Annotated in this window: 12 protein-coding genes; 7 read left to right on the forward strand and 5 right to left on the reverse strand. The window is 32.1% G+C overall.

The window, feature by feature from the left end:
* The first annotated feature begins 53 nt into the window (after nucleotides 1-53).
* Both G7034_RS05660 and miaA read left to right on the forward strand, forming a co-directional pair.
* Nucleotides 54-737: a potassium channel family protein gene (locus tag G7034_RS05660; RefSeq protein ID WP_166399998.1), complete on the forward strand. Its 684-nt coding sequence runs from the start codon at nucleotides 54-56 to the stop codon at nucleotides 735-737.
* The gene (gene miaA, locus G7034_RS05665; protein ID WP_166399999.1) at nucleotides 737-1,654 is read left to right on the forward strand and encodes a tRNA (adenosine(37)-N6)-dimethylallyltransferase MiaA; all 918 of its coding nucleotides are present in this window, start codon (nucleotides 737-739) and stop codon (nucleotides 1,652-1,654) included. The genes G7034_RS05660 and miaA overlap by 1 nt, the downstream gene beginning before the upstream one ends.
* A gap of 65 nt (nucleotides 1,655-1,719) precedes the next feature.
* Here the strand turns inward: miaA and G7034_RS05670 are convergent, their stop codons facing one another.
* The 5 genes from G7034_RS05670 to G7034_RS05690 form a co-directional block, all read right to left on the reverse strand.
* On the reverse strand, nucleotides 1,720-2,442 hold the full coding sequence (locus tag G7034_RS05670; protein ID WP_166400000.1) for a response regulator transcription factor: 723 nt from the start codon (nucleotides 2,440-2,442) through the stop codon (nucleotides 1,720-1,722).
* 5 nt (nucleotides 2,443-2,447) lie between these two features.
* Nucleotides 2,448-4,010, reverse strand: a complete 1,563-nt coding sequence (locus G7034_RS05675) for a sensor histidine kinase (protein ID WP_166400001.1) — start codon at nucleotides 4,008-4,010, stop codon at nucleotides 2,448-2,450.
* A gap of 75 nt (nucleotides 4,011-4,085) precedes the next feature.
* Nucleotides 4,086-4,676, reverse strand: coding sequence for a dephospho-CoA kinase (gene coaE / locus G7034_RS05680; protein ID WP_166400002.1), 591 nt, complete (start codon nucleotides 4,674-4,676; stop codon nucleotides 4,086-4,088).
* Nucleotides 4,669-5,622, reverse strand: coding sequence for a YbbR-like domain-containing protein (locus tag G7034_RS05685; RefSeq protein WP_166400003.1), 954 nt, complete (start codon nucleotides 5,620-5,622; stop codon nucleotides 4,669-4,671). The genes coaE and G7034_RS05685 overlap by 8 nt, the downstream gene beginning before the upstream one ends.
* Nucleotides 5,623-6,630, reverse strand: coding sequence for a glycosyltransferase (locus tag G7034_RS05690; RefSeq protein ID WP_166400004.1), 1,008 nt, complete (start codon nucleotides 6,628-6,630; stop codon nucleotides 5,623-5,625).
* A gap of 212 nt (nucleotides 6,631-6,842) precedes the next feature.
* On the opposite strand from G7034_RS05690, the gene G7034_RS05695 reads away from it, so the two are divergent.
* From G7034_RS05695 to G7034_RS05715, 5 genes are all read left to right on the forward strand, one after another.
* On the forward strand, nucleotides 6,843-8,132 hold the full coding sequence (locus tag G7034_RS05695) for a nucleotide sugar dehydrogenase (protein WP_166400005.1): 1,290 nt from the start codon (nucleotides 6,843-6,845) through the stop codon (nucleotides 8,130-8,132).
* Nucleotides 8,133-8,273: 141 nt separating this feature from the next.
* Complete coding sequence (locus G7034_RS05700) at nucleotides 8,274-8,948, forward strand: peroxiredoxin (RefSeq protein WP_166400006.1); 675 nt, start codon at nucleotides 8,274-8,276, stop codon at nucleotides 8,946-8,948.
* A 138-nt stretch (nucleotides 8,949-9,086) separates the two neighbouring features.
* Entirely contained in the window at nucleotides 9,087-10,082 is a 996-nt protein-coding gene (locus G7034_RS05705; protein WP_187349866.1) for a c-type heme family protein, read from the forward strand.
* 1 nt (nucleotide 10,083) lies between these two features.
* Nucleotides 10,084-10,863: a carbonic anhydrase gene (locus G7034_RS05710; protein ID WP_166400007.1), complete on the forward strand. Its 780-nt coding sequence runs from the start codon at nucleotides 10,084-10,086 to the stop codon at nucleotides 10,861-10,863.
* Nucleotides 10,864-10,942: 79 nt separating this feature from the next.
* Nucleotides 10,943-11,620 (forward strand): aspartate/glutamate racemase family protein, encoded by a 678-nt coding sequence (locus G7034_RS05715; RefSeq protein WP_166400008.1) that lies wholly within the window; start codon nucleotides 10,943-10,945, stop codon nucleotides 11,618-11,620.
* Nucleotides 11,621-11,626 lie beyond the last annotated feature (6 nt).

Below are 11,626 nucleotides of genomic sequence, written 5' to 3' on the forward strand. Positions count from 1 at the left end.
AGAGTATTTAAACGGATTGCATTTGACCACTGAAAAACAATAAATATAAGCAGATGAAAGTAATTATTATAGGATTAGGAAATTTTGGTTCTTCTTTGGGTGAGAAGCTTACTCAGAAAGGAAATGAAGTGATTGGTATTGACAACAGCATGAATAAAGTAGAGCTGTTCAAAGAAAAAATATCGCATACGATTTGTATGGATTCTACCGATGAAGTGGCGGTTTCAGGACTTCCATTAAAGGAAACCGATATGGTTATTGTAGCTATTGGTGAAGATCAAGGTTCTAATGTAATGACTACAGCGCTTTTTAAAAACTTAAAAGTAGAACGTTTAATTAGCCGAGCCATTAACCCGCTACACGAAAAAGTATTGAAAGCCATTGGCGTTGATGAAATAGTTCATCCAGAAGAAGAAACCGCTGAACGTTGGGCTAAAAAATTATGCATCAAAAATGTAATTGATTCTTTTGAACTTGACGATGAACACAGTATTATTGAAGTAAAAACTCCAGAGAAATACATCGGTAAAACCGTAAGAGAAATCGATTTAAAAAGAAAACACAACATTTTAATTTTAACTACCATCAAAAAAACAGAATCAAAAAGTCTTTTAGGAAATTCTAAGTTAGAAAACATTGTACAAGGCGTAGCTAGTGCCGATACCGTTATAGCCCAAGATGATGTGTTAGTCTTGTATTCCAGTAATAAAGATTTAGAAAGTTTTCTAGAAAAGTAATGCGTCAAAAAAAACTAATTTGTGTTTTAGGGCCTACGGCTATTGGAAAAACTAGCCTAGGTATTGCTTTAGCAAAACATTTCGATACTGAAATTATTTCTGCTGATTCAAGGCAGTTTTTTAAGGAAATGAAAATAGGTACTGCTGTTCCTTCTGCGGAAGAGCTTCAAGAAGTGCCGCATCATTTTATTCAACAGATGAGCATTAAAACTCCTTACAGTGTTGGCAAATTTGAAAAAGATGCATTAAATAAATTGGAAGAACTATTCCAAAAACATGATGTTGTTATTGCGGTTGGTGGTAGTGGCTTGTATGTAAAAGCTTTAGTTGATGGTTTAGACCAATTTCCAGAAGTACCTGAAGAAATAAGGCTAGCACTCAATGAAGTTTATAAACAAAAAGGGATAAGTCCATTGCAAGAGGAATTAAAAAAAGTAGATGCAACCTACGCGCAAAAAATAAACTTAGAAAATCCACATCGAATTATTAGAGCACTAGAAGTTTATCGAGCTTCAGGTAAAAAATTTTCAAGCTTTTTGGGTCAAGCCCAATCAAAACGTAAATTTAAAAGCCTTAAAGTAGGACTAACTGCACCTAGAGAAGTGATTTATCAACGTATTGAACAACGTGTGGATTTGATGATTGAAGAGGGGCTTATAGAAGAAGCAAGAGCCTTAATTAACCAACAAAACCTCAACGCACTAAATACGGTAGGCTACAAAGAGTTGTTTAAGTATTTTTCTGGTGAATGGACAAAGGAATTTGCGATTTCAGAAATCAAAAAAAATACACGCAGATTTGCTAAACGGCAATTAACTTGGTTTAGAAACCAAGAAGCCATTGAATGGTTTGCATACAACTTACCCAAAGAGCAAATTATAAAAGAAATAGAACAATTGATGAAAAGCTCTAAGTAATATCACAAGCCAAGCTTAAACTTAGCTTGTGATAAATCACTTAGGAACTGAAAAAATGGCTTAAATTAAGCATTATTTTTCTCTGAATCTTTGACTACTAAACGGAAGCCTTCTCCGTGAATGTTTAAGATTTCTACAGAATCATCTACTTTTAAGTATTTTCTCAGTTTAGCGATATAAACATCCATACTTCTAGAAGTAAAGTAATTGTCATCTCTCCATATTTTTGTCAACGCCAACTCTCTAGGCATTAAATCATTTTCATGCAAAGCCAAAAGACGTAAAAGCTCGTTTTCTTTTGGTGATAGTTTGATAGGCTCATCCTCTTTAAAAGTTAAAAATCTCAATTTAGAATTTAAGTGGAAATTTCCTATGTTAAATTCAAATTGTTTGCTATCGGCTAAACCATCAGACGATTTTCTTTGCATGATTGCCTTAATTTTCATCAGTAAGACTTCGCTGTCAAAAGGTTTATTGAGGTAATCGTCTGCACCTACTTTATAGCCTTTTAAAACATCTTCTTTCATAGCTTTAGCGGTTAGAAAAATGATAGGAACATCCTCATTCTTTTCTCTAATTTCTTTAGCTAAGGTAAAGCCATCTTTATAAGGCATCATCACATCCAAAATACAAAGGTCGTAGTCGCCTTTTTTGAATTTTTCATAGCCTTCCATTCCGTTTTTAGCATGAGTAACATCATAGTTATTCATGCTTAAATAATCTTTTAAGACAACGCCAAAGTTAGGGTCATCTTCAACTAACAAAATCTTTTTTTCTTCAGTTTCCATAGTTTTTATGATATTAAAGGTAATTTAATTATAAAAGAGCTTCCTACTCCTTTTTCGCTTTCCACAGAAATTTCTCCGTGGTGATTTTCTACAATTTTTTTAACGTAAGCTAGGCCAAGTCCGTGCCCCTTTACATTATGCACATCGCCTGTATGTTCACGGTAAAATTTTTCAAAGATGCGTTTTTGAACCTGTTTATTCATCCCTGCGCCTTGGTCTCTAATGGTGCATACAATATAATTTCTAACATTTTCTGTGTAAACATCTATCTTAGGTTGGTCTGGAGAGTACTTTATAGCATTGTCTAGTATATTTACTAAAACGTTTGTAAAATGTGATGTGTTGGCTAATATGGAACATTTTTTAGCCTCAAAATGAGTATTCACATAACCATTTCTATTTTTGGTAATCAAATCAACATGCGAGATAGCTTGGTTTACAAGATCATGAAGCTTTACACGTTCTTTATCTATATCTAATTCATTCCGTTCTAATTTAGAAATACGAAGTACGTTTTCAACTTGTGCGTGCATTCGTTTATTTTCGCTCCTTATCATTCCCAAATAACGATTCAAACGATCTTCATCGGGTTTATCAAATTTTGTAAGCGAATCTAAAGCCAAGTTTATAGTAGCAATTGGAGTTTTAAATTCATGCGTCATATTATTGATGAAATCTGATTTAATTTCTGCAATTTGACGTTGTTTAAAAATCTGACTTACTGCCGATGAAAAGGCAAGAATTATTATAAATGTAAATATAACAGACAAAAAGCCAAGTTTGGAAATATCTGCAATAATGTGTTTGTTTTTATCGGTAAAGTTGATAAAAAGCTGATATTCTGAATGATTAGAAGGATTCCTAAAAAGAGGCACCCCATAGGTAGTTGGCGAGTTCAATTCAAAATTTCTGGTTTGCACTTTAGTGGCTAAGTTATTGCTATAAACAGCAAATTCAAAGTTAGAGCTCAAATTACGCTGTTCCATTTCTTCTTTGATAAAATTTGCTAATTCTGCTTGGTCAATGCGTTGATGAATAGGAATTGAACTTGCTTTTTCTCGAATCACATCCATCATTAAAAAACGCTCATCCTCTGCTAGGTTTTGAATTTTCTCGAAACGTTGTGTAGCCGACAAATTGTTGCCATCTTTTCCATCACTGCGAACAATGCGTGTTACTTTTTTATTGACTAATTTTTTGAATTCCAAACTATCTGCACCATCTAAAATAAATGGTGAAGCCAATTTATAATCTTCTTGCAATAAAGTATTGGTATAAATGAAGTAATCACTATTTTCTTCCTCTTTCTTAAATTGAAAAAGCTCAGAAAGTTGGGTTGATAAAGGTTGTGTTTCGTCTGCAATAGCAGCAAATTCAAAATAATAGTGTTCTAATTCTGTCTTTTCTAATTGTTGAGTAACATTGATTAAGACCTGTTTTGCAGACATAGAAAATTGTTCTTCGGAGCTATCTACCGCATCTTTTATCCACAAACCTTGAACGGTAATAATACCAATCAAGGAAATACTCATTAAAACAACTAAGATTTTAAACAGTCTTGAATTCATGGCTCAAATATATGTTTGAGCATTTTAACATTTGCGTGTTTAAGAAAAGATTAACTTGCTTTTTTTATAAAAAAATTAATTTATTTCTAATAATTTATGAATTTTAAAAACTTTTTCTTTAGTTTTATCTAAAATATCGTTTTTTATTACAAAATCTGCAAATTTTCTCTTCTTATCATCATTCCATTGATTGTTCATTCGTTCTTTTATGTGTGCCTCAGAAGCTCCGTCTCTTGTTTTTATTCGTCTAATTCTTTCTCTTTCTGAAGCAATCACTAATATAATTTTATCAAAATAGCTAGCTCTGCCTTTTTCTAACAAAATGGCCGCTTCGTATAAAACGTAGGAAGCATTTTGATTTTTATGCCATAATTCGAAGGCATCTTGTACAGCAGGATGAACTACTTCATTGAGCTTATTCAGCAATTCTTCATCTTTAAAAACCTGTTTTCCAATATACTTTCGGTTCAATTGCTGATTTTGATAAGCTTGTTCTCCAAAAATTGAAATTATTTTTTGTTTTAATTCAGCACATTCATTCATTAATCGTTTGGCTTCAATATCAGCAATAAAAATAGGCACCCCTAATTTTTTAAACATTTTGGCTACGGTTGTTTTTCCACTACCAATACCACCTGTTAATCCAATAATTTTTGGTTTATTCATCTTTCTTGGCTTTTAGTAGATAATCAATTGTAACAGGAAAAACTTTAGGATTCAGTACATTTTTAGGACAACGAGTTAATTTAGGAAAAAGCACACTTTGACCTTCCAGTCTAGCATTAAAGTCAATCTTAATCTTAAAATCTTCCGGTTGAATCTCTTCGTAAGCCGAAATAGGAACCTCAAATTTAATTTTGATTAGCTCGGGGAAAGTCTTTATGCTAAAGTTTGTTGGTAAATTTTCAACTTCTACAGGAATTTGAAATTCTTTTTCAGTTGTTGCCTCTACTTGTAACTGATAATTTAAATTAGTTTGAGACAATTCAATAAATTTAGGTGCTGGATTAATTAATTCAATTTTTCCTTCTTGATTGTTTGATAAATTTGGTAAAATAAGAGATTCAGCTTCAATAGTTGATAAGGTGTCTAAGATAAAATCTGGTGCAACTACTTCTACTTGTTTAGAAGAATAATTTATTCCACTTAAACTATTATAGCCTTTTTCAAAACTAATTTTTTCTTTAAAACGTATTGAAATAAGCTTTTTTTCCTTTTCTATAAAGGCAATTTCTTTTGGGCGAAAATCTATTTTAGAAGTGTCTCTAACATCAAATTTATTTTTAATTACTGCTTTTACTTGCCTAGAATTTAAGCGTATTTTATTTTTCTTCAGTTGAAGTTCATCATCAGCCGAAAGAATTAATTGAGGCGTCCTCATCATTTTTTTTATCCGCTGAAAACCAGACATTTCTACTGCTACTTCTAAGTTTTTGTGTTCAAGTTCTATTTCAACAGGCAGATTTTCAATAATTAATTGTACCTCAAAAGTATGCGTAGTAGTTTTACTTAATTGCAATAAAAGCCAAATAAAAAAAGTGAATGACACAAAATAGGAAATAATTTTCCAATCGGTTTTTCTATAATGTTTAGTAAAGTCTTTCTTTATCATTTAATCAAAAAATAAATCAGGATATTGTTTTGTTTCATCTTTTTGTAAGGTATGAATAAAATAATAACTCTCCAAAAAAGCGGTACCATAAACATATAATTGAATAAACGAAGTAACCACTGCAAGTAAGGAAATTTTAAAAGACTTGTGAATCAACAAAGAGTGAAGCATCAGTAACATAAAGTAAATAACAAAGCTATAGAACAAAAGCTTAAGTTGTAGAATAAATAAAACAAGGCTAGTTAAAAGGCTAATTACAAAAAGACTTGGCAAAAAGAACGTTGCTTTTTTTGATCTTGGATGCCATTTCATTAAAATTGGTCTTACTAAGCCAAATTTTCTTATTTGCTGCTGAAATTTCTTTAAATTAATTCGCCTTTTATGAAACACATAAGCCTTAGCTATAAAAGCCGATTTAAAGCCTAAGTCTTTAAGTCTTAAAGAAAGATCGGGATCTTCGCCAGGGTGAATTTTACCAAAACCACCAGAAGCCTCAAAGGCCTGTTTTGAAATTCCCATATTAAAGCTTCTAGGCTCAAAAGATGTAATCTTATTTTTACTCCCTCTTATCCCACCAGTAGTAAGGAAGGAAGTCATACTAAAATCAATAGCTTTTTGAATAGCAGAGAAATCTTTTTTACTTCGGTCTGCGCCACCCCAAAAATCAATTTTTGGGTGAGCTTGCAAAAAATCATCAACAGTTTTCAAGTAATGTGGAGGTAAACTTACGTCAGAATCTAAAATAATAAAGTAATTACCTTTTGCTTTATGCATGCCAAAATTACGGGAATCGCCAGGTCCTGTATTCGATTTCATATAATAACTCACAGGAATTTTAGCTTGCCATTTTGAACAAATATGATTCGCCTGAAGAGTAGAGCCATCTTCAATAATTAAAACTTCAAAAAAGAGATCTTTTATGTATAATTTGGAAATACTTTCAAGCAAAGCATCAACTTCATCCGGCCGGTTAAAAACTGGAATAACAAAAGAATAAAAATTAGCCATTCTTTGTAAATAAAAAGATTAATGAAAATTAAATTTACTTTAAATTCAAATAAATAAAAGGCAAACCTAATTATTTGTTTTACAATACAAACATAAAACTTATATTTGTAAATAATTAGTAACAAAAACAACCAATTTAAAAAAACTAATCAAGAAAACTTTTGAAAATTTAATTAAAATCATCAAATTCTATAAAATATAAATTTTTACAAATGAACAAAGAACAAAAAATCGCTATCATAGGATTAGGTTATGTAGGTTTACCATTGGCAGTAGCTTTTGCAGAAAAATACAAAGTAATTGGATTTGATATTAACTCAGAACGAGTAAAAGAACTTCAAAATGGACATGACCATACTTTAGAGGTAGATGATTACGAGCTTCAAAAAGTGCTAAAAATAAACGAAAATGGATATGGATTACACCTAACAGACCAAGTTGATGACTTAGATGATTATAATTTCTTTGTGGTTACTGTTCCTACTCCAACCGACAAAAACAGACAACCTGTTTTAACCCCGCTAATCAAAGCTAGTGAAACCATTGGTAAAGTCTTAAAAAAAGAGGATATCGTGGTTTACGAATCTACGGTATATCCTGGCGTTACCGAAGATGAATGTGTACCCGTCTTAGAACATAAGTCAGGCCTCCAAATGAACAGCGATTTTTATGTAGGATACTCTCCAGAACGTATTAATCCAGGCGATAAAAAGCATACCGTTACTAAAATTTTAAAGGTTACCTCGGGTAGTACACCAGAAGCAGCTAAGCTTATTGATGAAGTCTATGCCTCTGTAATTACTGCTGGCACACACCTTGCGCCAAGCATTAAGGTAGCCGAAGCCGCTAAAGTTATTGAAAACTCACAACGTGATATCAATATTGCTTTTGTAAACGAACTTGCTAAAATTTTTAGACTCCTTGATATTGATACTGATGCAGTGCTAGAAGCTGCCGCAACTAAATGGAACTTCATTAAATATACACCTGGACTAGTAGGTGGACATTGTATTGGTGTTGACCCTTATTACTTGGCACAAAAAGCACTTGAAGTAGGCTATAATCCAGAAATTATTCTTTCTGGAAGAAGAATGAATGATGGGATGGGGAAATATGTAGCTAATGAAGTAATCAAACTTATGCTTAATAAAGAAGCTAAAGTTAAAAATGGAAATGCCTTAGTTTTAGGTATCACTTTTAAAGAAAATTGTCCTGACACAAGAAACACCAAAGCTATTGATGTAATCAATGAACTAAAATCTTACAACATGAATGTTGATGTACTTGACCCATGGGCTAACCCCGAAGAAGTAAAACAATTATTCGGAATTCAGCTTATTGAAAAATGCAATCAACTAAATAAAAAATACGATGCCATTATTTTAGCTGTTTCACATAATGAATTTCTTGAAATTAAATTTGATGAAATTAAAACAGAGAAAGCTGTCGTTTTTGACGTAAAATCATTCCTACCCAAAAAACTTGTGGAAGGAAGATTGTAACTACCTTAACTAATGCAGAATTGAAAGTCGTTTGATAATCAAACGACTTTTGTGTTTTATTTAACTTTTAGTGTAACAAATGTAACACTTACAACTATAAGTTTTATTTATTTTTGCAGTGTAACTTAAAAGTTTTTAACTATGGAAAAAAATGAAATAATGAACGAAGAAAAAGAAATTTTCACCATGCCAAAAATCGGTGATGATGCACCTAATTTCAAGGCAGTAACAACAAAAGGAAACATTGAATTAGATGGTTTTGCTAAAGACAAGTGGATTGTCATGTTTTCTCATCCAGCAGATTTTACACCTGTTTGTACTACTGAAATGAGTGGATTTGCAGAAAGAAAAGATGAATTCACTGCATTAAATACAGAGCTTCTAGGACTAAGTATTGATTCTATTCACTCACATATTGGTTGGGTAGATAGCGTTAAGCAAAACACAGGAGTTTATTTAGATTTTCCAATCATTGCAGACATCGATATGAAAGTTTCTAAGCTTTATGGAATGTTGCAACCTAATGAAAGTGAAACCGCTGCTGTTAGAGCAGTATTTTTTATTGACCCCAAAAAGAAAATTAGGTTAATTATGTACTACCCTTTAAATATTGGTAGAAACATGGACGAAATTTTAAGAGCGCTTGAAGCATTGCAATTTTCTGATGAAAATGGTGTAGCTTGTCCCCTCGATTGGAAAAAAGGAGATAAAGCTATCGTACCACCGCCTAAAAACCTGAAAGAGTACGAAGAACGTATGGCTGATGACAGTCTTGATAAAACCACTTGGTACTTAGCTAAGAAAGATGTAAAATAAAAATTTCGTTATTGAAATTGACTTTTAAAAGAAATCGCTCAAATAATGAGCGGTTTTTTTTTACTTGTAACTTATGTTACATGTTAATAATTTCATTAACTTTATTTTTGGTGGCTCAACCTAACAATAAAAGAAGTGATGAAAAAAGCAATCGTATTAATAAGTGGCATTTTGTTATTTTTTACAGCTTGTAAAAAAAATAAAGAAACTACTTACGAAAAAAATTCAGAAGAGCACGGATTGGCTTCAGATGAATTAGCAAAAAAAGGCAAAAAAGCAATGGAAAATAAATGCTATTTATGCCACAACCCTACTTCTTCAGAAAAAAACAGAATTGGTCCACCAATGCCAGCAATTAAAGCTAGATACTTAAAAGATGCTTCTACCAAAGAAGAGTTCATGCAAAGTATAGGGCATTTTGTTGAAAAGCCTTCAAAAGAAAAAGCTAAACTAAAGGGAGCTATAAAACGTTTTGGAATAATGCCTTATCAAAAGTATAGCCAAGAAGAAATTGAGGCCATTGCTCATTTTATGTACGAATATAAAATAGAAGAGCCTGATTGGTTCAAAAAACACTGGCAAGAGAATCATGGCGACAATTATGAGCAAACAGGTAAAAAATGGAATGAAGGTGAACAAGAAAAAGATTTAGCTAGTATAGGTCTTAATTACGCTAAATCTACTAAAGCTCAACTAGGAAAAAACCTTATGGGAGCTATTCAAAAAGAAGGGGTAATTCACGCTTTAGAATTTTGTAATGTGAGAGCTATGCCATTAACCGATTCCATGGCAACTGTTCATAACGCAACTATTAAACGAGTTTCAGATAAAAATAGAAATCCAGCCAATAAGGCTTCAGAAAAAGAAATAGAGTACATACAAAAGTTTAGTCAACAGATTCAAGCTGGTAAAGCCCCCCAACCTATTGTGGAAGAAAATGGGAATAAAGCAAACTTCTATTACCCAATTGTTACCAATGATATGTGCCTAAAATGCCATGGTGATATTGGTAAGCAAATTCAAGAAGAAACTTATGATAAAATTTTAAAATTTTATCCTGAAGATAAAGCTATTGGCTACGATGTAAATCAAGTAAGAGGAATTTGGTCTATTGAATTTAACAATAAAAATTAAAATGAAAATCACTTATTTATACTTAACTATCTTTTTGCTTGTATTAGGCTGTAAAGAAGATGAAAACAAATCAATAGAAAAAGACAAACTAAGCAATCATCAAGAATGGAGTTACGAAGGCGAGGCAGGTCCTGAACATTGGAAAGAATTAACAAATAATTCGGAGTGTGGCGGAAATTTTCAATCGCCTATCAATCTTGTTAAGTACACAAAAAATAAGAACTTAAAGCCTATTGATTTTAGATACGATGAAAAAACAGTCTTACACAGCGTAGAAAATAATGGGCATACTATAAAGTATAATTTTGAACCTGGCGATTATATAAGTTGGGAGGGAAAAAACTATAACTTAACTCAATTTCATTTTCACGAACCAGCAGAACATTTAATAGATGGAGTTCGTTATCCTTTGGCAATTCACTTAGTCCATCAAGCAAAAAATGGTGAACTTTTAGTTATTGAAATACTAGCTAAAGAAGGCCATAACAGCGAACCTTTCGATTTTTTAGAAAGTTTTCTGCCTATTCAAAAAGGAGAAGAAAAATTAATTAATCGTTCTTTTGATATGAATTTAAATTTACCTTCCAACAAAAATTACTTTACTTATGTTGGCTCACTTACCACCCCACCCTGCCGTGAAGGAGTAAGATGGATTATTTTCGAAAAACCTATCTTAGTATCTCTAGAACAAGTAGAAATGCTCAAATATTTAATGCCCATCAAAAATTACAGAGAAGAGCAACCTGTTCATGGAAGAAAAATTGAACAGTCAAGTTTTTAAAAGAGTTAAGCCTAATGTAAAAATAATTTCAATTCTTCTTATGAAGTATAAGTTAGCTATTAATTTTAAAATCAAATAAATGAAAACTTTAGGAATTATTGGAGGTACCTCATACCACTCGACCGTAGAATATTATAAAGAAATCAACCGACTTGTTAGTGAACAAATAGGAAGTGATCAAAACCCTGAGCTTATTATCTACAGCATCAATATTGATGTTATGAGAAGACAGAACATAGATGAGATAAACGCCAAATACTTAGAGGTGGCTAAAAAGTTAGAACAAGCTGGGGCAAAAGCTATAATCATAGCCGCTAACACCCCACACATGGCGGTTAATTATGTCCAACCAAAAATCACTATTCCGTTTTTGCATATTGGAGATGCCGTTGCTAAAGAAGCTCAGAAATTAAAACTTAAAAAGCTATTACTCCTAGGCAATAAACCAACAATGACGAAGGCTTTTTTAAAAGAATACTTAAGAGAAAAATATGCTATTGAAGTAATTATTCCAGACCAAACAAATATTGAACAATCACATCATTATGTTTCTAAAGAGCTAACGCAAGGAGTCTTTACTCAAGCAGCAAAAACATATTATAAGCAACTTATTGAAAACTACCACAAACAAGCTGATGGAGTAATTCTGGGATGCACGGAACTGCCTCTCTTACTAAATAATGAAAAACTATCTTTACAAGCAATTGCTACAACAAATTTACACATCAATTTAGCTGTGAGTTTTATTATAACCTGAGTTGGA

The organism is Psychroflexus maritimus (genome assembly GCF_011089875.1).
GTDB classification, from domain to species: Bacteria; Bacteroidota; Bacteroidia; order Flavobacteriales; family Flavobacteriaceae; genus Psychroflexus; species Psychroflexus maritimus.

Coding starts and splice junctions, on each gene's coding strand:
- coaE (WP_166400002.1), bottom strand. CDS start 4,676: ATGAATAAACCAAAAATTATTGGATTAACAGGTGGTATTGGTAGTGGA.
- G7034_RS05690 (WP_166400004.1), bottom strand. CDS start 6,630: ATGGCTAATTTTTATTCTTTTGTTATTCCAGTTTTTAACCGGCCGGAT.
- G7034_RS05670 (WP_166400000.1), bottom strand. CDS start 2,442: ATGGAAACTGAAGAAAAAAAGATTTTGTTAGTTGAAGATGACCCTAAC.
- G7034_RS05675 (WP_166400001.1), bottom strand. CDS start 4,010: ATGAATTCAAGACTGTTTAAAATCTTAGTTGTTTTAATGAGTATTTCC.
- G7034_RS05705 (WP_187349866.1), top strand. CDS start 9,087: ATGAAAAAAGCAATCGTATTAATAAGTGGCATTTTGTTATTTTTTACA.
- miaA (WP_166399999.1), top strand. CDS start 737: ATGCGTCAAAAAAAACTAATTTGTGTTTTAGGGCCTACGGCTATTGGA.
- G7034_RS05695 (WP_166400005.1), top strand. CDS start 6,843: ATGAACAAAGAACAAAAAATCGCTATCATAGGATTAGGTTATGTAGGT.
- G7034_RS05710 (WP_166400007.1), top strand. CDS start 10,084: ATGAAAATCACTTATTTATACTTAACTATCTTTTTGCTTGTATTAGGC.
- G7034_RS05685 (WP_166400003.1), bottom strand. CDS start 5,622: ATGATAAAGAAAGACTTTACTAAACATTATAGAAAAACCGATTGGAAA.
- G7034_RS05660 (WP_166399998.1), top strand. CDS start 54: ATGAAAGTAATTATTATAGGATTAGGAAATTTTGGTTCTTCTTTGGGT.
- G7034_RS05700 (WP_166400006.1), top strand. CDS start 8,274: ATGGAAAAAAATGAAATAATGAACGAAGAAAAAGAAATTTTCACCATG.
- G7034_RS05715 (WP_166400008.1), top strand. CDS start 10,943: ATGAAAACTTTAGGAATTATTGGAGGTACCTCATACCACTCGACCGTA.